This is a genomic window from Lysobacter sp. yr284 (assembly GCF_900107375.1).
GTDB lineage: Bacteria > Pseudomonadota > Gammaproteobacteria > Xanthomonadales > Xanthomonadaceae > Lysobacter.
Genome location: NZ_FNPT01000003.1, coordinates 76,204 through 94,479, shown reverse-complemented (window position 1 = coordinate 94,479; position 18,276 = coordinate 76,204). Strand labels below are relative to the sequence as shown.

19 protein-coding genes are annotated in these 18,276 nt (G+C 69.7%); 10 read left to right on the top strand and 9 right to left on the bottom strand.

Annotated features, from left to right (window positions below):
- Positions 1-218 precede the first annotated feature (218 nt).
- Positions 219-1,289, bottom strand: coding sequence for an alanine dehydrogenase (locus BLV01_RS07375; RefSeq protein ID WP_091796117.1), 1,071 nt, complete (start codon positions 1,287-1,289; stop codon positions 219-221).
- Between the two features lie 457 nt (positions 1,290-1,746).
- On the opposite strand from BLV01_RS07375, the gene trxB reads away from it, so the two are divergent.
- From trxB to infA, 5 genes are all read left to right on the top strand, one after another.
- Entirely contained in the window at positions 1,747-2,700 is a 954-nt protein-coding gene (gene trxB, locus BLV01_RS07370) for a thioredoxin-disulfide reductase (RefSeq protein ID WP_091796115.1), read from the top strand.
- A 117-nt stretch (positions 2,701-2,817) separates the two neighbouring features.
- Positions 2,818-3,273, top strand: coding sequence for a GNAT family N-acetyltransferase (locus tag BLV01_RS07365; RefSeq protein ID WP_254782544.1), 456 nt, complete (start codon positions 2,818-2,820; stop codon positions 3,271-3,273).
- Positions 3,274-3,296: 23 nt separating this feature from the next.
- Positions 3,297-4,484 carry a GNAT family N-acetyltransferase gene (locus tag BLV01_RS07360; RefSeq protein WP_091797323.1) on the top strand — a complete coding sequence of 396 codons (1,188 nt, stop codon included), beginning with the start codon at positions 3,297-3,299 and terminating at the stop codon, positions 4,482-4,484.
- On the top strand, positions 4,481-5,242 hold the full coding sequence (gene aat, locus BLV01_RS07355) for a leucyl/phenylalanyl-tRNA--protein transferase (RefSeq protein ID WP_091796113.1): 762 nt from the start codon (positions 4,481-4,483) through the stop codon (positions 5,240-5,242). Before BLV01_RS07360 ends, aat begins: the two co-directional genes overlap by 4 nt.
- A gap of 169 nt (positions 5,243-5,411) precedes the next feature.
- Positions 5,412-5,630, top strand: coding sequence for a translation initiation factor IF-1 (infA, locus tag BLV01_RS07350; RefSeq protein WP_031372296.1), 219 nt, complete (start codon positions 5,412-5,414; stop codon positions 5,628-5,630).
- Between the two features lie 117 nt (positions 5,631-5,747).
- Here the strand turns inward: infA and BLV01_RS07345 are convergent, their stop codons facing one another.
- Positions 5,748-5,954 (bottom strand): hypothetical protein, encoded by a 207-nt coding sequence (locus tag BLV01_RS07345; RefSeq protein ID WP_091796112.1) that lies wholly within the window; start codon positions 5,952-5,954, stop codon positions 5,748-5,750.
- A 66-nt stretch (positions 5,955-6,020) separates the two neighbouring features.
- Positions 6,021-6,218, bottom strand: coding sequence for a hypothetical protein (locus tag BLV01_RS07340; protein WP_091796111.1), 198 nt, complete (start codon positions 6,216-6,218; stop codon positions 6,021-6,023).
- Between the two features lie 661 nt (positions 6,219-6,879).
- Between BLV01_RS07340 and BLV01_RS07335 the strand changes: the two genes are divergently transcribed.
- Positions 6,880-7,230: a hypothetical protein gene (locus BLV01_RS07335; protein ID WP_091796108.1), complete on the top strand. Its 351-nt coding sequence runs from the start codon at positions 6,880-6,882 to the stop codon at positions 7,228-7,230.
- A gap of 225 nt (positions 7,231-7,455) precedes the next feature.
- Here the strand turns inward: BLV01_RS07335 and clpA are convergent, their stop codons facing one another.
- Both clpA and clpS read right to left on the bottom strand, forming a co-directional pair.
- A complete protein-coding gene (clpA, locus tag BLV01_RS07330; protein ID WP_091796104.1) occupies positions 7,456-9,735 on the bottom strand; it encodes an ATP-dependent Clp protease ATP-binding subunit ClpA in 2,280 nt (759 codons plus the stop codon).
- 91 nt (positions 9,736-9,826) lie between these two features.
- Positions 9,827-10,147, bottom strand: a complete 321-nt coding sequence (clpS, locus tag BLV01_RS07325) for an ATP-dependent Clp protease adapter ClpS (protein ID WP_091796102.1) — start codon at positions 10,145-10,147, stop codon at positions 9,827-9,829.
- Positions 10,148-10,319: 172 nt separating this feature from the next.
- Here clpS and BLV01_RS07320 point away from each other — a divergent pair, with 172 nt between their 5' ends.
- From BLV01_RS07320 to hflD, 4 genes are read left to right on the top strand one after another with little or no spacing between them, the layout of a single operon-like run.
- Positions 10,320-10,919 (top strand): type III secretion system chaperone family protein, encoded by a 600-nt coding sequence (locus BLV01_RS07320; protein ID WP_175485812.1) that lies wholly within the window; start codon positions 10,320-10,322, stop codon positions 10,917-10,919.
- Position 10,920: 1 nt separating this feature from the next.
- Positions 10,921-11,418 (top strand): NUDIX hydrolase, encoded by a 498-nt coding sequence (locus tag BLV01_RS07315; RefSeq protein ID WP_091796099.1) that lies wholly within the window; start codon positions 10,921-10,923, stop codon positions 11,416-11,418.
- A 4-nt stretch (positions 11,419-11,422) separates the two neighbouring features.
- The gene (gene mnmA / locus BLV01_RS07310; RefSeq protein WP_091796096.1) at positions 11,423-12,568 is read left to right on the top strand and encodes a tRNA 2-thiouridine(34) synthase MnmA; all 1,146 of its coding nucleotides are present in this window, start codon (positions 11,423-11,425) and stop codon (positions 12,566-12,568) included.
- Complete coding sequence (gene hflD, locus BLV01_RS07305; RefSeq protein WP_091796093.1) at positions 12,568-13,176, top strand: high frequency lysogenization protein HflD; 609 nt, start codon at positions 12,568-12,570, stop codon at positions 13,174-13,176. Before mnmA ends, hflD begins: the two co-directional genes overlap by 1 nt.
- Positions 13,177-13,331: 155 nt before the next feature.
- Here hflD and BLV01_RS07300 read toward each other — a convergent pair whose 3' ends face one another.
- From BLV01_RS07300 to BLV01_RS07285, 4 genes are all read right to left on the bottom strand, one after another.
- Positions 13,332-13,883 carry a hypothetical protein gene (locus tag BLV01_RS07300; protein ID WP_091796090.1) on the bottom strand — a complete coding sequence of 184 codons (552 nt, stop codon included), beginning with the start codon at positions 13,881-13,883 and terminating at the stop codon, positions 13,332-13,334.
- A 293-nt stretch (positions 13,884-14,176) separates the two neighbouring features.
- Positions 14,177-16,762 (bottom strand): bifunctional aconitate hydratase 2/2-methylisocitrate dehydratase, encoded by a 2,586-nt coding sequence (gene acnB / locus BLV01_RS07295; protein WP_091796087.1) that lies wholly within the window; start codon positions 16,760-16,762, stop codon positions 14,177-14,179.
- 119 nt (positions 16,763-16,881) lie between these two features.
- Positions 16,882-17,280 (bottom strand): type II toxin-antitoxin system VapC family toxin, encoded by a 399-nt coding sequence (locus BLV01_RS07290; protein WP_091796084.1) that lies wholly within the window; start codon positions 17,278-17,280, stop codon positions 16,882-16,884.
- Between the two features lie 4 nt (positions 17,281-17,284).
- Entirely contained in the window at positions 17,285-17,509 is a 225-nt protein-coding gene (locus BLV01_RS07285; protein WP_074868802.1) for an AbrB/MazE/SpoVT family DNA-binding domain-containing protein, read from the bottom strand.
- Positions 17,510-18,276: the final 767 nt, after the last annotated feature.

Below are 18,276 nucleotides of genomic sequence, written 5' to 3'. Positions count from 1 at the left end.
AACCGCCGCAAACCCGCCGGGCGAGCTGGACCGGCGGCCCGTTCAGTGAGTCGGGACGAATCCGCAACCGCTGCGGCCCGAATCGGCCGGGTCGCGGGCGCGATTCCCACCATAAAAGCACAAAGGGCCGGACGGAATACTCCGTCCGGCCCCACGCGGCCTCGCAGCAGGACCGCAACCGCCCCGGCAGGGCCGGCCGCGAGTCCCGGATCGGGCGGTTAGAGCTTCATGTCCTGCAACGCCGGATGCACGATCTTGCCGCCCTCGACATTGATGCCGCGCACCAGCGCCGGGTTGTTGCGCCAGTCGCTGCCGGCGGCAAGCTTGTTGACCCACGGCAGGATCGCCGCGCAGATGGCCTGCGAGGAGGTCTGCGGCACCGCGCCGGGCATGTTGGTCACGCAGAAGTGGGTCACGCCCTCTTCGACGTAGGTCGGCTCCTTCCAGGTGGTCGGGCGCGAGGTCTCGAAGCAGCCGCCCTGGTCGATGGCGATGTCGACCACGACGCTGCCGTCTTCCATGTCGCGCAGCATTTCGCGGGTCATCACGTGCGGGGCCTTGGCGCCGGTGATCAGCACCGCGCCGATCACCAGGTCGGCCGAGGCGACTTCGCGCGCGACCACGTCGTGGTACGGATACAGCGCGGTGACGTTGTTGCCCAGGCGCATCATCTCGTCCATGCGGTCCTGGCGCATCTCGAACACGGTGACGTTGGCGCCGGCCGCGGCGGCCAGCGCGGCGGACGCGCCGCCGGCCTTGCCCGCGCCGAACACCACCACCTTGCCGCGCTCGGTCGAGGGCAGGCCGCCGAGCAGCTTGCCCTTGCCCGACATCGGCTGGTGCAGCAGGTGGGTGCCGACCTGCACGCCGATCTTGCCGGCGATGACCGACATCGGCGCCAGCAGCGGCAGGTCGCCGTTGGGCAGCTCGACGGTCTCGAAGGCGATGCCGGTCAGGCCGATGTCGAGCAGGTGCTTGGTCAGCGCCGGTTCGGCGGCCAGGTGCAGGTAGCAGAACAGCAGGTGATCGCGGCGCAGGTGCTGCAGGTCGCCGGCGATCGGCTCCTTGACCTTCACGATCAGCTCGCCCTTCTCGTACAGGCCGGCCGCGTCCGGCGCGATCTTCACGCCCAGACGGGTGTAGTCGGCGTCCTTGAAGCCGCTCTTGACGCCCGCGTCCTGCTCCAGCCAGACCTCGTGGCCGCGCTTGACCAGGTCGCCCGCGGCGGCGGGGACGAGCGCGACGCGCCCTTCGAGAGTCTTGGTTTCCTTCGGTACGCCGATACGCATTGCTGTCTCCAGTGCGGCCCAGAAAAAACGCCGCATTCGCGGCGCGCCGAGCCAGGTTGTGTTGTCTGTGAGCGGTGTGGGGTGGAACGTTCGGAACGTGGCGGCGGGCGGCGACGGTGGCGAGGTGCGGCGCCGCACCATCCGCGACCGTCCGGAGCGCAGCGTGACGCGGTTCCGTCCGGCGGGGATGGCCCGCACACGCGGCTTTTTACTCTCACCCCGGCCGCAATGCCAGTTGCGGTTTGGCGGTTCGCGCCGCGCGTCGCGTCGCGCAACGTTGCGTCCGCGCGCCACGCCTTGTTTTGCCGGGACGGCGCCTCCAAGCTATGCCCTGCTCCGGAATCTTCTACACGCCGGCGTATGGGTCGATGAACCGTTTACAGGGCCCGGCGTCGCGCGAACTTGCGTCGATTCCTCTCTGCGCGCAGCGCACTCCTTACAGCCCGCGATTATATACATGAGCCCAACCAAGCACTCCCGCGTCGTCATCCTCGGTTCCGGCCCGGCCGGCTGGACCGCCGCCGTCTACGCCGCCCGCGCCAACCTCAAGCCGCTGGTGATCACGGGCCTGCAGCAGGGCGGCCAGCTGATGACCACCACCGAGGTCGACAACTGGCCCGGCGACGCGCACGGCCTGATGGGCCCGGACCTGATGACGCGCATGCAGGCGCACGCCGAACGCTTCGACACCGAAGTGCAGTTCGACCACATCCACACCGCCGACCTGTCCAAGCGTCCGTTCCGGCTGATCGGCGACAGCGGCGAGTACACCGCCGATGCGCTGATCATCGCCACCGGCGCCACCGCCAAGTACCTGGGCCTGCCCTCGGAAGACGAATACAAGGGCCGCGGCGTGTCCGCCTGCGCGACCTGCGACGGCTTCTTCTACAAGGACCAGGACGTGGCCGTGGTCGGCGGCGGCAACACCGCGGTCGAGGAAGCGCTGTACCTGTCCAACATCGCGCGCAAGGTCTACCTGGTGCACCGCCGCGACAGCCTGCGCGCCGAGAAGATCATGCAGGACAAGCTGCAGGCCAAGATCCAGGCCGGCAAGATCGAGCCGGTGTGGCACCACACCGTCGACGAGGTGATCGGCAACGACGTCGGCGTGACCGGGCTCAAGCTCAAGTCGGTGCTCGACGGCTCCTCGCGCGAACTGGCGATCCACGGCCTGTTCGTCGCCATCGGCCACACCCCGAACACCAGCCTGTTCGACGGCCAGCTGGAGATGAAGAACGGTTACCTGACCATCCGCACCGGCCTGGACGGCAACGCCACCCAGACCTCGGTGGAGGGCGTGTTCGCCGCCGGCGACGTCGCCGACCAGGTCTACCGCCAGGCGATCACCTCGGCCGGTTTCGGCTGCATGGCCGCGCTGGACGCCGAGAAGTACCTCGACAAGGACGCCTGAGCGCGCGCGCCGGGCGGGCCGTTCGCCGACCCGCCGGTCCCCTCGCCCGCCGTCTGCCGGCCCGCCGCGACAGCGGCGGGCCCTCCGGCACCGCCGCGTGTCCGCTGCTTCCGCCCGATGGCCGCCACGATGCTGAGCTTCCGCGACGACGCGTTGTCCGATGCCGATTTCGCCGTGATCCACGGCTTTCTCTCGCAAACCTACTGGGCCGCCGGCATCCCCGCCGACACCCTGCGCCGCGCGCTGGACGGCTCGCTGTGCTACCGCGGCTACCTCGACGGCGAGCTTGTCGCCTTCGCCCGCGCGGTCACCGACCAGGCCACGTTCGCCTACCTCGCCGACGTGTTCGTGGTTGCGCGGCAGCGCGGCCGCGGCTACGGCCGCGCAGTCGTTGAAGCCCTGATGGCCGACCCGCGCGTGCAGGGCCTGCGCCGCTGGCTGCTGGTCACCAGCGACATGCAGCCGCTGTACGCCAAGCTCGGCTTCACTGCGTTGCCGCGGCCGGAGCAGCACATGCACAAGCACGACCCCGACGTGTACCTGCGCGCCCGCGAAGCCGCGCCCGCACCGTGAGCGAGGCCGGCGACGCCTACGCGATCCGCCTGCTCGGCGCGCTCGCCGAGGTGCCCGCGGCGCAGTGGGACGCGCTGCACGACGGCGCCAACCCGTTCGTCGCCCACGCCTTCCTGCACGGGCTGGAAGCCACCGGCTGCCTGCGCGCGGACTGGGGCTGGACGCCGCATCACCTCACCGTCTGGCAAGGCGACCGCCTGGTCGCGGCGATGCCGGCCTATCTGAAGCAGAACTCGCACGGCGAGTTCGTGTTCGACCACGCCTGGGCCCACGCCTACGAGCAGCACGGCCTGGACTACTTCCCCAAGTGGCTGGCCGCGGTGCCCTACTCGCCGGTGACCGGCCCGCGCCTGCTCGCGCGCGAACCCGCGCACCGGCGCTTGCTGCTGCAGGCGATGAGGCAATTGTGCGAGCGCCAGGAGCTGTCCTCGGCGCACGTGAACTTCCATCCGGAGGACGAAGACGCCGCCTTCGCCGCCGAAGGCGACGACGCCTGGCTGCAGCGCTTGGACGTGCAGTACCACTGGCGCAACCCGGCCGACCCGCACGGCCGGCGCTGGCAGGACTTCGACCAGTTCCTCGCCGCGTTCGACCACAAGCACCGCAAGAACATCCGCCAGGAACGGGCCAAGGTCGCGCGCGCCGGGGTGAGTTTCCGCACCGTCGAAGGCGCGCAGGCCAGCGACGCCGACCTGGCGACGATGTACGGCTTCTACCGCAGTACCTTCGACCAGTACGGCAACCACGCCGCGCTGACCCTGGACTTCCTGCGCCACCTGGCGCGGACGATGCCGCAGGCGCTGGTGATGTTCCTGGCCGAATACGCCGGCGAGCCGGTCGCCGGCGCCTTGTGCCTGCGCGGCGGCGACACGCTCTACGGCCGCTACTGGGGCGCGCGCGCCGAACTGCCGGGCCTGCACTTCGAGACCTGCTACTACCAGGGCATCGAGTACTGCCTGCGCGAAGGCCTGCACGCGTTCGAGCCCGGCGCCCAGGGCGAGCACAAGCTGGCCCGCGGCTTCCTGCCGGCCCAGGTGCGCAGCCGCCACTGGATCGCCCACCCGGCGTTCCGCGACGCGCTGCGGCCGTGGTGCCGCGAGGAGGCGGCCTCGATCCGGCGCTACGCCGCGACCCTGCGCGCGCATTCGCCGTTCAAGGCCGATGCCGCCGACGCCGGCGCGCCGCCGGATCGGCCATCATCGGACCCATGAAGCGCCTGCCGTTCCTTTTGCCCAGCGACCCCGAGGCACCGTTCCCGCCCGGCGACCGCGCCCTGATCGAGCCCGACGGACTGCTCGCGGTCGGCGGCGACCTCGGCCCGGCGCGCCTGCTCAACGCCTACCGCAGCGGCGTGTTTCCCTGGCCCAGCGAGGGCTATCCGCTGCTGTGGTGGTGCCCGGACCCGCGCACGGTGTTCCACACCGACGCGGTGCGGCTGGCCTCCAAGTTCCGCCGCGGCCTGCGCCGCAGCGCCTGGACGGTGCGCGCCGACACCGCGTTCGAGGCGGTCATCGACGCCTGCGCGGCGGCGCCGCGGCCGGGCCAGGACGGCACCTGGATCGTACCGGCGATGATCGAGGCCTACACCCGCATGCACCGGCTCGGCCACGCCCACTCGGTCGAGGTGTTCGACGGCGAGGCCTTGGTCGGCGGCATCTACGGCATCGCCATCGGCCGCATGTTCTATGGCGAGAGCATGTTCAGCGCGGCCTCCGGCGGCTCCAAGGTGGCGCTGGCGGCGCTGGCGCGGCGCCTGCACGGCTGGGGCTGGCCGCTGCTCGACGCCCAGGTCGAGAACCCGCACCTGGCCAGTCTGGGCGCCCAGGCCATGCCGCGCGCCCGGTTCCTGGCCCGGGCCGGCGAACTGGCGGCCCTGCCCGGCTTCGAACCCGGCCCCTGGACCGCGCGCTTCGGCACCATGGCCGCGGCGGAACTGGCCGAGCCCCTGCCCGCGCCCGCGCCAGGCTGAGACGCCCGCCGGCGCCCCCGCTGGGCCCCCTGGCGGCCCGACGGCCATCTCATTAACGATTTTTTGCGCCCAGGCCGCAGCCGTGGCAAAATGCTCGGCTTCGCGGGCGCGCGACGCCCACACACCCGACTCCAGGACTCCTCTGCGAGTCCACCTTCCTGGGAAGCACATGGCAAAAGACGACGTGATCGAATTCGAGGGCACGGTGGCGGAAACCCTTCCGAACACCATGTTCCGCGTGCGTCTCGAAAACGGGCACGAAATCATCGCCCACATCTCGGGTCGCATGCGCAAGAACTACATCCGCATCCTGACCGGCGACAAGGTCAAGGTAGAGATGACGCCCTACGATCTGACCAAGGGCCGGATTACGTACCGCATGAAGTAATGGCGGTAACCTGTTGAAAAAGGCGGCCAATGGCCGCCTTTTTCGTTTCCGGCGTGGCGACGGCGCTGCCGCCGCCGAGGTGGAGCGCGCGGGCCTGTGCCGGCCCGCGCCCGGGGCTCACTCCAGCGGGCAGCCGGCGGCGATCAGGCAAACGCTGAACGGCGTTTCGCAATCGCGGGTACCGTCCCAGCCGCCGTTGTTCATGCAGGCCTGGTACTCGGTACGGCATTGCTTGCAGGCACCGCCCGGGGCGGCGATCGCCGCGGCCGAGAACGCGAACACGAACGCGGCCAGCGCCACGAACGGGGTGTGGCGAGACTTCATACAACCTCCTTATCCATGACTTCGGAAGGCGCGCGCCTCAGCCGCGCCCGATGATGCGAGCGCGACTCACCACGGCGGGTTCGGGCAGCCGTTGCTCTTCAGGCAGTTCTCGACCTGGTACTCGCAGGTCTGCACATCCATCACGGCCACGCACTTGTTGTAACGCTGCCAGCAGGTCTGGCAGGCGTCGGCGGCCATCGCCGTGGTCACCACCGCGCAACCGAACACGAACGCGGCCACGGCCGCGAGAGAACGCTTCTTCATGGGATCGGACTCCTCTTCCTGGTGAGGCGGCGTCGCCGCCGCCGCCCGCAGCCCGCGGGCGAGCGGACGCTAGCATCGGCGCCCGGACGCGCCGGCGGCCCCTGGCAAAACCGACAGGGCGCACGCCGCAACGCACGCCGCGGATGCGACGCGCAGCGCGTTTCGCGGGTCCGCGCGCGCTGCATCGTTGCGCAGCGCAGCAAGGCGACGCGTTCGGCGAAGGCCGCGACCAATGCGCTCGCGCGCCTCGCCGATAGCGCGCATCCATCCGCGCGCACCGAAACGCTGCGCGCGCAACGCTGCGGCTCGGCTCCACTGCCGCGACGCAACGACGACGCCATCGCATCGCGATGCGCACGCATCATCTCGCCGCGCGTCGCCCGCGCCGGCACGGCACCGACGCATCGCAGCGCGGCATAGCACGCCGCGCGAACGACGCGCACCGGCGCTGCAACCATCGCGCCCGCGGCCGCATCCATGGATCGAACGCACTTCTGGCGACGAAGCGGCATCCGCACCACGGATGCCGCAGCGACGCCGCGCGTGTGGGCCAAAGGTCATGCCGTGACGAAGGTCACCGCGACTTTTTCCAGATTTGGCCGACGCGCGCCATCGCTAGATTTGCGCATACGCCGACCACTCCAACTCAAGGATACGAAGCATGAAGCTGTTGTCCGCCATCGCCGTCGCCACCGCGCTCGCCGCCGCCTGCGCACCTGCGCTCGCCGCCGAGCCCTTGCAGGACTGCATCGACCTGGGCGCCGAGCACAGCGTGCGCCGCGCCGGCGACGGCGCCATCGCGATCCGCGACGGCGAACAGTACTACCGCGCACAGGCGCGCCAGGGCTGCAGCGATCTGAGCTATACCGGCAAGCTGTCGATCTCCACCGACGAGCAGAACGCGCGCCTGTGCCCGCAGGGCACGAAGCTGACCACCGAGCGCGACTATTGCTCGATCACGCGGGTGGAGAAGATCGACGCGCAGGCGTACAAGCGCTACACCCGGCGCTGAGACGGCCGCCTCGCGAAAACGCGAGCGCGCGGACACTGTCCGCGTCGGCGAGGCGCCAGCGGATACGCAGCCGTCGGCACAGCGCACTCACTCCGGCCCTGCGCATCCGCATGCTGACGGCGCGATCCATGTCCAAAGAATGGATCGACGCCGGCGAGCCCGTGGCAAACGAAAAAGGCGGCCCGCAGGCCGCCTTTTCCGTTGCGCCGCAATCGCGGCCGACGATCACACCGTCGCCGGCAACAGCCTCTCCGGTTCGGCCTGGGCATCGACCACGAGCCGGTCGTCCTTGACGTCGATGCTGACCCGGCCGCCGCCGACCAGCTTGCCGAACAGCAGCTCGTCTGCCAGCGGGCGCTTGATCTGGTCCTGGATCACCCGCGCCATCGGCCGCGCGCCCATCAGCGGGTCGAAGCCGTGCTGGGCCAGCCAGTCGCGCGCGCTCGGGGTCGCCGAGAGCGAGACGTTCTTCTCGTGCAGCTGGGTCTCCAGCTCGATCAGGAACTTGTCGACCACGCGCAGGATGTGGTCGAAGCCCAGCGCCTGGAACTGCACCACCGCGTCGAGGCGGTTGCGGAATTCCGGCGAGAAGCCCTTGCGGATGACTTCCATCGCGTCGGTGGAGTGGTCCTGCTTGGTGAAGCCGATCGAGCGCCGCGAGGCCTGGGCCGCGCCGGCGTTGGTGGTCATCACCACGATCACGTTCTTGAAGTTCGCCTCGCGCCCGTTGGTGTCGGTGAGGGTGCCGCGGTCCATGACCTGCAACAGGATGTTGAAGATGTCCGGATGCGCCTTCTCGACCTCGTCCAGCAGCAGCACGCAGTGCGGGGTCTTGACGATCTTCTCGGTCAGCAGGCCGCCCTGGTCGAAGCCGACGTAGCCCGGAGGCGCGCCGATCAGGCGGCTGACCGAATGCGGCTCCATGTATTCGGACATGTCGAAGCGCACCAGCTCGATGCCCAGCTGCAGCGCGAGCTGCTTGGTGACCTCGGTCTTGCCCACGCCGGTGGGGCCGGCGAACAGGAAGTTGCCGATCGGCTTGTCCGGATTGCCCAGGCCCGAGCGCGCGAGCTTGATCGCCGAGGCCAGGGTCTCGATCGCCGGGTCCTGGCCGAAGATCACCATCTTGAGGTTGCGCTCGAGGTTCTTGAGCACGTCCTTGTCGCTGGCCGAGACCTGCTTGGTCGGGATGCGCGCCATCTTGGCCACGATCGTCTCGATTTCCTCGATGTCGATCAGGCTCTTGCGCGCGCTCTCCGGCAGCAGGCGCTGGCGCGCGCCGGCCTCGTCGATGACGTCGATGGCCTTGTCCGGCAGCAGGCGGTCGCCGATGTGCTTGACCGACAGGTCCACCGCCGCCTGCAGCGCCTCGTCGGCGTAGGTGACGCCGTGGTGCGACTCGTACTTGGGCTTGAGGCCCTGCAGGATCTGGTAGGTCTCGCCGACGGTCGGCTCGACGATGTCGATCTTCTGGAAGCGCCGCGCCAGCGCGCGATCCTTCTCGAAGATGCCGCGGTATTCCTGGAAGGTGGTCGAGCCGATGCAGCGCAGCTCGCCGGAGGACAGCGCCGGCTTGATCAGGTTGCTGGCGTCCATGGTGCCGCCGCTGGCCGAGCCGGCGCCGATGATGGTGTGGATCTCATCGACGAACAGGATCGACTCGGGCTGCTTCTTGAGCTGGGCCAGCACCGCCTTGAGCCGCTTCTCGAAATCGCCGCGGTACTTGGTGCCGGCCACCAGCGCGCCCAGGTCCAGGGCGAAGATGGTGGCGCCGCGCAGCACCTCGGGCACCTCGCCGTCGACGATGCGCTTGGCCAGGCCCTCGGCGATCGCGGTCTTGCCCACGCCGGCCTCGCCGACGTAGAGCGGGTTGTTCTTGCGCCGCCGGCACAGCACCTGGATGGTCCGCTCGACTTCGTCGGCGCGGCCGACCAGCGGGTCGATCTTGCCGTCGCGGGCGAGCTGGTTGAGGTTGCTGGCGAACTCGGCCAGGGCGTCGGACTTGCCGTCCGCGTCCATGCCCTCGGCCGGCTTGGCCTCTTCCTCGTGGTGGGCGTGGCCTTCTTCCCCACCCTGCTTGACGATGCCGTGGGACAGGTAATTGACCACGTCCAGGCGGGCCACGTCCTGCTGGTTGAGGAAGTAGACCGCGTGCGAGTCCTTCTCGCCGAAGATCGCGACCAGCACGTTGGCGCCGGTGACTTCCTTCTTGCCCGAGGACTGGACGTGGTAGACCGCGCGCTGCAGCACGCGCTGGAAGCCCAGGGTGGGCTGGGTGTCGCGGTCGACATCGTCGGGCAGGACCTGGACCGAGGTCGCGATGGCCTGCTCCAGGTCGCTGCGCAATCGCGCGAAGTCGACGCCGGTGGCCTTGAGGACGGCCTCGGCGGACGGGTTGTCGAGTAGTGCGAGCAGCAGGTGTTCGACCGTCATGTACTCGTGGCGCGCCTCGCGGGCGCGCTTGTAGCACTGGCCGATGCTGTATTCGAGATCCTTGCTGAACATGGGGACGGAGCCTCCAGGACGTATGCTCGCTACGTGGGGGCGCTCGCCGGCTTTTCCATGCCCCGCCCCAGGGGGATGCTTCAGCTCCCTTTTAGGCCTTTTCCATCGTGCACAGCAAGGGGTGCTGATGCATCCTTGAAAATTCGTTCACCTGCGCTACCTTGGATTCGGCGACTTCGCGCGTGAAGACGCCGCATACGCCGCGGCCGCGGGTATGCACGTGCAGCATGATCTGGGTGGCTTTTTCGACGTTCATCGGGAAAAAGCGCATCAACACCTCGATCACGAAGTCCATCGGGGTGTAGTCGTCGTTGAGCAGCATTACGGAGTACAGCGGCGGGCGGGCGAGCTCGGGCTTGCCGGCTTCCACCAGGACCCCGTGGCTGTGTTCGTGGTCGGTCTGTTTGGCCATGCGAAGATTATAGACTCCTGCCCTCTGGGGACGCGGCCCCGGTCACGCGGGAAGCGGTCGCGGCGCGGCGTTGGACGCATCCACGGCCGCATTGCAAAATGCCGCAGCGCCGCCATCTGTAGCGGTGCCGTCGGTGCAGATTGCGCCGATGCCAGCGAATTCAAGGACCCGCATGCGCCCCATCCCCGGCTTTCCGACCGGCTCCACGTTCCGCCTCGCCGGCGCCGCGCTGCTCGCCGCGCTGGCCGCCGCGCCCGCGTGGGCGAACCCGGCCCGGTCCGGCGCGCCGGCCGCGCCCGCCGCCGACGCGGCCAAGGCCGCCGCCAAGCCGGCCCGCGACGGCGACGCCGCCGCGTCCAAGGACGGCGATCCGGCCTTGCGCGCGCACTTGCAGGCGCTGGGCTACAAGTACGAGGTCGACGAGGACGGCGATTTCGTCCTCACCTTCGCCCTGGACGAACAACGCAGCCAGATGGCCTACGTGCTCTCGCGCACCCAGCGCTACGGCTCGCTCAAGGTGCGCGAGATCTGGTCGCCGGCCTACCGCAGCGCCGACCGCGGCGCGCTGCCGGCGGCGGTCGCCAACCGCCTGCTCGAGGACGGCCAGCTCAGCAAGCTCGGCGGCTGGGTCAGCCAGGACGGGGTCGCGGTGTTCGTGGTCAAGCTCGACGCCGACGCCTCGCAGCAGACCCTGGACGACGCCATCGACTACGCAGTGCGCGCGGCGGATCAAATGGAAGCCGAACTCACTCCCGGCCAGGACGAATTCTGACGTGAGCTACCGCGAAGGCCGTTTCTGGCAACCCGACGTGACCGTGGCCACCGTGGTGGTCGACGGCGGCCGCCTGCTGATGGTCGAGGAGACCGTCGGCGGGCGCCTGGTGCTCAACCAGCCGGCCGGCCACCTGGAGCCGGACGAGAGCCTGCTCGAGGCGGCGCTGCGCGAGACCCTCGAGGAGACCGGCTGGCACGTGCGCCTGACCGCCTTCGTCGGGGCCTACCAATGGAAGGCGCCGGACGCCTCGGCCGGCGGCAGCGGCCGCCACTACCTGCGCTTCGCCTTCGCCGCCGAGCCGGTCCGCCACGATCCGCAACGCCCGCTCGACGAAGGCATCGTCCAGGCGCTATGGCTGACCCCGGCCGAGCTGCAGGCGCGCGCCGACCAGCACCGCAGCCCGCTGGTGTGGCAGGTCGCCGCCGATTACCTCGGCGGGCGCCGCCATTCGCTCGACCTGGTCCAGCACTTCGCGGACGCCGCAGCGCCGGTGTGAGGTCATGACGAGGTCGGCGGACACCATCGTGGGCATGTCGGGCGGGGTCGATTCCTCGGTCGCCGCGCTGTTGCTGCGCGACTCCGGGCAGGCCTTGTCGGGATTGTTCATGCAGAACTGGGCCGACGACGGCAGCGGCGACTGCCGCGCCGAGGACGACCGCCGCGACGCGGTCGCGGTGTCCGGCCGGCTCGGCCTGCCGATCCACTTCCGCGATTTCTCCGGCGAGTACTGGGCCGGGGTGTTCGAGCACTTCGTCGCCGAATATGCGGCCGGGCGCACGCCCAATCCCGACGTGCTGTGCAACCGCGAGATCAAGTTCAAGCATTTCCTCGACGCCGCGCGCGAATTGGGCGCCGACTACATCGCCACCGGCCACTACGCCCGGGTCGACCGCGCCGGCGATCGCTTCCGCCTGCTCAAGGCGCTGGACCGCAGCAAGGACCAGAGCTACTTCCTGCACCAGCTCGGCCAGGCCCAGCTCGGCGCCACCCGCTTCCCGCTGGGCGAGTTGCTCAAGCGCGACGTGCGCGAGATGGCGCGCGCGGCGAACCTGCCGACCGCGGCCAAGAAGGACTCCACCGGCATCTGTTTCATCGGCGAACGCGACTTCCGCGAGTTCCTGGCCCGCTACCTGCCCGCGCGCGAAGGCGAGATCCGCGCCGTCGACGGCCGCGCCGTCGGCCGCCATCCGGGCGTGTTCTATTTCACCCTGGGCCAGCGCGAAGGCCTCGCCATCGGCGGCGTGCGCGGCTTCGAGCAGGCGCCGTGGTACGTGGTCGGCAAGGACGTCGCCGGCAACGTGCTGTACGTGGACCAGGGCAGCGATACGCCGTGGCTGCGGTCGCAGGCGCTGGTCACCGAGGCCGCGCACTGGATCGCCGGCGCGCCGCCCGGCCGCCGCTTCGCCTGCGCCGCGCAGACCCGCTACCGCCAGCCCGACCAGTCGTGCGAGGTCGAGGTCGGCGAGGACGGTACCCTGTCGGTGCGCTTCGCCCAGCCGCAGCGCGCGGTCACTCCCGGCCAGTCGCTGGTGCTGTACGCCGGCGAGGAATGCCTCGGCGGTGCGGTGATCGCCGCCACCGACGCGCCGGTGCCGGGCCTGCGCGCGGCCTCCCCTTCCCTGACGACTTTGACGACGAATCCGTAATGGCCGAACTTTCCGAACGCGTCCTCGCCCTCGCCGGCCTCGCCCAGGCGCTGGCCCAGGTGCGGCGCATCGCCGACACCGGCCAGGCCAACGCCAGCGTGCTGGAAACCGCGCTGGAGTCGGTGTTCCGCATCGACGCCTCCTCGCCCTCGGCGGTGTACGGCAACGTCGCCCAGCTGCGCCCGGGGCTGGTGCTGGTGCAGGACTACTTCACCAGCCGCAGCCACGACGAGCACCTGCCGCGGCTGGCGCTGGCGGTGCTGCAATTGGAGCGCCGCTTCGTCCAGGACGCGGCGATGGCCGACAAGGTCCTCGGCGGCATCCGCGCGCAAGCCGACCAGGCCCAGCGCCTGGGCAGCAGCCACCCCGACGTGATCGCCGCGCTCGGCACGCTCTACGCCGATACCTTGAGCCACCTGCGCCCGCGGGTGCTGGTGCAGGGCAACCCGCATTACCTGGGCCAGCCCGGAGTGGTCGCCGAGGTCCGCGCGGTGTTGCTGGCGGCGGTGCGCTCGGCGGTGCTGTGGCGCCAGCTCGGCGGCAGCTACTGGGACTTCCTGCTGCGCAAGCGGGCGATGGTGGATGCGACCGAGGCGCGGTTGGATTGAACCGCGAACGGGTCGAACGGCGTCGGGCCTGAAGGCCCTCCCACAAAAGCAGGCGCCCCAAAAGAAAGCGGCCTCGCAAGAGGCCGCTTTCTTTGTTTTTGTGGGAGGGCCTTCAGGCCCGACGCCGTTCGATCAGGCCGCCCCCCACCGCCGGCTCAGTAGCTCATCCGGTACTCGCAGCCGACCATGGTCTTGCCCGGGTGGCTGGTGATGGTGCTGACCGTCTGCACGATCTTGACCGCGACGCCGTCGCCGAGGTCTTCGCTGCGCACCTGGCGCACGCGGATGTGCCCGGCCAGCGGCTCGTCGGCCGGCGCGAGCTTGAGTTCGCCGGCCAGCTTGTCGGCGATGTCGCCGTCGAGCACGGCCAGGATGCCCTCGCCGGCCATCATCAGCTGGCGGGTCGGACGGCCGTGCACGGTCACCGCCTCGGGCAGGTCGAACATGGCCACGAACGCGTTGTCGTCCTTGGCCTTGCTCCAGCCCTTGAGCGCCGGCTGCGCGGGCTTGTCGTAGTAGATCTCGGTGACCGCGTTGGCCAGGCGCAGGTAGTCGGCGCGGCTGGCCTGGCAGCCCAGCACCTTGACCAGTTCGCTGCGCACTTCGGCGGCGTCGCGGTACGGCGCCTCGTCGGCGGCGCTGGCCAGCGCGGTGAACAACGCGGCGGCGAGCGAGGCGGCGGCGAGGCGCAGGGGGAATCGGGTCATGCGCAAGTCCTTGTCGGTGGTGCGGTGAGGAAGAAACGTCGCCGCGGCGAAGCGCGGGATCGGGCGGCACCGTAAGCCAGTGGGCGGGCCGCGGCAAGCAGCCAATCGGGCGGTCGGAGCGAAAGGCGTCGGGCCTGAAGGCCCTCCCACAAGGGCCGGCCTGGGTCCATGCAAGCAGGCACGATCTTGTGAGAGGGCCTTCAGGCCCGATGCTTTGCGCTCAGGTCGCCGCGCAAGCGCCAACGAAAAACCCCGGCCGGAGCCGGGGTTCTTCGTCGACGCAACCTCGAACCTCAGGCCGCGACGGTGTCGGCGACCTGCTTGTAGTCCTCGATCTGGTCGAAGTTCATGTAGCGGTAGATCTTGTCGCCGTTGGCGTTGATCACGCCGATGTCGGCCATGTACTCCTCGCGGGTCGGGATCCGGCCCAGGCGCGAGCAGATCGCGGCCAGTTCGGCCGAACCCAGGTACACGTTGGTGTTGCGGCCCAGGCGGTTGGGGAAGTTGCGGGTGCTGGTGGAGAACACCGTCGCGCCCTCGCGCGCCTGCGCCTGGTTGCCCATGCACAGCGAGCAGCCCGGCATTTCCATGCGCGCGCCGGCGGTGCCGAAGGTGCCGTAGTGGCCTTCCTTGGTCAGCTCGCTGGCGTCCATCTTGGTCGGCGGCGCGACCCACAAACGGGTCGGGATGTCGCGCTTGCCTTCCAGCAGCTTGGCAGCGGCGCGGAAGTGGCCGATGTTCGTCATGCACGAACCGATGAACACTTCGTCGATGACCGCGCCGGCGACGTCGGACAGGGTCTTGACGTCGTCGGGATCGTTCGGGCACGCCACGATCGGCTCGACGATCTCGTTGAGATCGATCTCGATCACCGCCGCGTACTCGGCATCGGCGTCGCCTTCCAGCAACTGCGGGTTGGCCAGCCAGCCTTCCATCGCCTTGATCCGGCGCTGCAGCGAACGCGGGTCGGCGTAGCCTTCGGCGATCATCCACTTCAGCAGGGTGATGTTGCTGGTCAGGTACTCGATGATCGGTTCCTTATCCAGCTTGACCGTGCAGCCGGCGGCGGAACGTTCGGCCGAGGCGTCGGACAGCTCGAACGCCTGCTCGACCTTGAGCTGCGGCAGGCCTTCGATCTCGAGGATGCGGCCGGAGAAGATGTTCTTCTTGCCCTGCTTGGCGACGGTCAGCAGGCCGCTCTTGATCGCGGCCAGCGGAATCGCGTTGACCAGGTCGCGCAGGGTCACGCCGGGCTGCATCTCGCCCTTGAAGCGCACCAGCACCGACTCGGGCATGTCCAGCGGCATGACGCCGGTGGCCGCGGCGAACGCGACCAGACCGGAGCCGGCCGGGAACGAGATGCCGACCGGGAAGCGGGTGTGCGAGTCGCCGCCGGTGCCGACGGTGTCGGGCATCAGCATGCGGTTGAGCCACGAGTGGATCACGCCGTCGCCCGGACGCAGGGCGATGCCGCCGCGGTTGCTGATGAAGGCCGGCAGGTCGTGGTGGGTCTTGACGTCGACGGGCTTGGGATACGCCGCGGTGTGGCAGAACGACTGCATCACCAGGTCGGCCGAGAAGCCCAGGCAGGCCAGGTCCTTCAATTCGTCGCGGGTCATCGGGCCGGTGGTGTCCTGCGAACCCACCGAGGTCATCTTCGGCTCGCAGTAGGTGCCCGGGCGGATGCCCTGGCCTTCGGCGAGGCCGCAGGCGCGGCCGACCATCTTCTGCGCCAGCGAGTAGCCCTTGCCGCTGTCGGCCGGGTTCTGCGGCAGGCGGAACAGGCTCGACGGCGCCAGGCCCAGCGCTTCGCGCGCCTTGGCGGTGAGGCCGCGGCCGACGATCAGCGGGATGCGGCCGCCGGCGCGGACTTCGTCCAGCAGCACGTCGGACTTCAGCGCGAATTCGGCGATCAGCTCGCCGTTCTTGAACGCCTTGCCTTCGTACGGACGCAGCTCGACCACGTCGCCCATGTCCATCTGCGACACGTCCAGTTCGATCGGCAGCGCGCCGGCGTCTTCCATGGTGTTGTAGAAGATCGGCGCGATCTTCGAACCCAGGCACACGCCGCCGAAGCGCTTGTTCGGGATGAAGGGGATGTCTTCGCCGGTGAACCACAGCACCGAGTTGGTCGCCGACTTGCGGCTGGAGCCGGTGCCGACTACGTCGCCGACGTAGGCGACCAGGTGGCCCTTGTCCTTCAGCGATTCGATGAAGGCGATCGGGCCGCGCTTGCCGTCCTCTTCCGGCTCGATGCCGTCGCGCTTGTTCTTCAGCATCGCCAGCGCGTGCAGCGGGATGTCCGGGCGGGTGGTCGCGTCGGGCGCAGGCGACAGGTCGTCGGTGTTGGTCTCGCCAGTCACCTTGAACACGGTGACGGTCATCGACTGCGGCACTTCCGGCTTGCTGGTGAACCATTCCGCGTCGGCCCAGCTGTGCAAGACGGCCTTGGCGTTGGCGTTGCCCTTCTCGGCCTTTTCCTGCACGTCGTGGAAGGCGTCGAACATCAGCAGGGTGTGCTTGAGCGCGTCGGCGGCGACGGTGCCGACTTCGGCGTCGTCGAGCAGTTCGATCAGCGGATGGATGTTGTAGCCGCCGAGCATGGTGCCCAGCAGTTCGGTGGCGCGGGCGCGCGAAATCAGCGCGTTCTTCTGCGTGCCGAAGGCGACCGCGGCCAGGTACGAGGCCTTGACCTTGGCGGCGTCGTCGACGCCGGCGGGGACGCGGTAGGTGATGAGGTCCAGCAGGAACTCGCCCTCGCCGGTCGGCGGGGCCTTCAGCAGTTCGATGACGTCGGCGGTCTGCTGGGCGGTCAGGGGCAGCGGCGGAATGCCCAGCGCGGCGCGCTCGGCAACGTGGTGGCGATAGGCTTCCAACATAAAATTCTCCGCGTGGATCTGGGTAGAAAACATCTGGATGAAGACGGTGGGGTAAAACGGGCCGGGCGACGCGCCCGGCCGGGGCCGGAGCGATCGCGGCGACCGGATGTCGCAGGGGCTCAGGCTTGCGGCACGATCAGCTTCAGGCCCTTGAAGTAGTCGCGGTAAAACGTGTCGTTCCAGGTGATCAGGCCGTCGCACTGCAGCAAGGCGTGGGCGCCGACCAGGAAACCGCCGAAGCCGCGCGGCTCGCCGCCGCGCTGGCGCTGGCGCCGGTGCATCTCGCCCGCGCGCAACGCCGACTTGGCTTCCAGCGCGCTGAAGTGGATGCCCATTTCCTCCAGCGCTTCCTGCGCCTGCGCGCCGCCGCGCAACGCCGCGCAGATCTCGGCCAGGCTGACGTCGCACACCACCACGCGGCCGCCGACCAGGCTCTGGCGCAGGCACGACTCGACCGCGTCGGCCTGCGGGCCGTCGCTGAGCAGTTCGATCAGGACCGGCGAGTCGACCGCGATCACCGGCTCATTCCTCGTCGCGCATCGCGCGGGCGGCGTCCTCGCCGGAGTCGAAGCCGTCCAGGGCGAACTTGCCGCGCGCCTTGGAGATCGCATCGTCCACGCTCTTGCGCAGGATGATCCGGCTGCCGTCCAGCTCGACCTTCAGCAGCGTGCCCTTGGTCAGGCCGAGCGCATCGCGCACCGCTTTGGGGAGGGTGATCTGACCCCGCTCGGCGACGGTGGCTTCCATGAGTACGCTCCAGAAAGTATGTACTCATTATACATACCTGGGCCGCGCTCAGGGGCCGGGACTGTAGCGCTGGCCGGTGGCCGTGGGCCGCCGAGCGCTCGGCCGAAGCGTCGCGAGCCGAGGCGAAAATCCATATTTTACAGAAAGTTATCCCGCCCCAAGCCCCTAGACTGCGGGCCGCCGTCGCCCGCTGCGCGGGACCGCGCGGCGGCTGCGGTTCAGCCGCCGGTCCATACCGATACGCCCGCCCTCGCCCCCGGCAGCAAACTTCCAGGCCTGCGCTACCGCGGACGGACCGGTCCGATTCCCGGCGCGCTGCCCTGCGTTGCCGCGGCTCGGGATCGAATCGGCGCCGCCGGCGTTCGTTCCTGGGGCGGCGCGCGCGGCGAGCCGCCGTCGCCGGCGCAGGGCGGATCGGCGGCCGGCCCTGTTCGCACGACGTGGCTACTCCGACCGCGCTGCCGATCCGCGACCGGCCCGCCGCGCGCATCGCCGATGCCGGGACCGCAGTGCGCGCGCCCTTTGCCGAAGCGCAACAAAACGCGGGCATCCTCGTTCGATGCGCGGCGAGGCGGCGCGAACACCGAACGGGTCGCTCGCCGCCGCGCCCGCGCAACGCTGTGTTGTCCGCGGCGCCGGACCGGCTCGCGGGAAAAACCCGAGGCGAACGAAATGCGCGGCAAAAGCCGCAGGACCGTCGTGCATCGCCGAACCGCAACCGCCGTCGCGATCGAATCGCCTCGACACCCCGTGCACATCCGCTCATC

Bases quoted from the DNA above. Each gene is read 5' to 3' on its own strand.
- clpS (WP_091796102.1), bottom strand. From the start codon at position 10,147: ATGGCCAAACAGACCGACCACGAACACAGCCACGGGGTCCTGGTGGAA.
- infA (WP_031372296.1), top strand. From the start codon at position 5,412: ATGGCAAAAGACGACGTGATCGAATTCGAGGGCACGGTGGCGGAAACC.
- BLV01_RS07335 (WP_091796108.1), top strand. From the start codon at position 6,880: ATGAAGCTGTTGTCCGCCATCGCCGTCGCCACCGCGCTCGCCGCCGCC.
- BLV01_RS07340 (WP_091796111.1), bottom strand. From the start codon at position 6,218: ATGAAGAAGCGTTCTCTCGCGGCCGTGGCCGCGTTCGTGTTCGGTTGC.
- BLV01_RS07320 (WP_175485812.1), top strand. From the start codon at position 10,320: ATGCGCCCCATCCCCGGCTTTCCGACCGGCTCCACGTTCCGCCTCGCC.
- acnB (WP_091796087.1), bottom strand. From the start codon at position 16,762: ATGTTGGAAGCCTATCGCCACCACGTTGCCGAGCGCGCCGCGCTGGGC.
- BLV01_RS07300 (WP_091796090.1), bottom strand. From the start codon at position 13,883: ATGACCCGATTCCCCCTGCGCCTCGCCGCCGCCTCGCTCGCCGCCGCG.
- trxB (WP_091796115.1), top strand. From the start codon at position 1,747: ATGAGCCCAACCAAGCACTCCCGCGTCGTCATCCTCGGTTCCGGCCCG.
- hflD (WP_091796093.1), top strand. From the start codon at position 12,568: ATGGCCGAACTTTCCGAACGCGTCCTCGCCCTCGCCGGCCTCGCCCAG.
- mnmA (WP_091796096.1), top strand. From the start codon at position 11,423: ATGACGAGGTCGGCGGACACCATCGTGGGCATGTCGGGCGGGGTCGAT.
- BLV01_RS07365 (WP_254782544.1), top strand. From the start codon at position 2,818: ATGGCCGCCACGATGCTGAGCTTCCGCGACGACGCGTTGTCCGATGCC.
- BLV01_RS07345 (WP_091796112.1), bottom strand. From the start codon at position 5,954: ATGAAGTCTCGCCACACCCCGTTCGTGGCGCTGGCCGCGTTCGTGTTC.
- clpA (WP_091796104.1), bottom strand. From the start codon at position 9,735: ATGTTCAGCAAGGATCTCGAATACAGCATCGGCCAGTGCTACAAGCGC.
- aat (WP_091796113.1), top strand. From the start codon at position 4,481: ATGAAGCGCCTGCCGTTCCTTTTGCCCAGCGACCCCGAGGCACCGTTC.
- BLV01_RS07375 (WP_091796117.1), bottom strand. From the start codon at position 1,289: ATGCGTATCGGCGTACCGAAGGAAACCAAGACTCTCGAAGGGCGCGTC.
- BLV01_RS07285 (WP_074868802.1), bottom strand. From the start codon at position 17,509: ATGGAAGCCACCGTCGCCGAGCGGGGTCAGATCACCCTCCCCAAAGCG.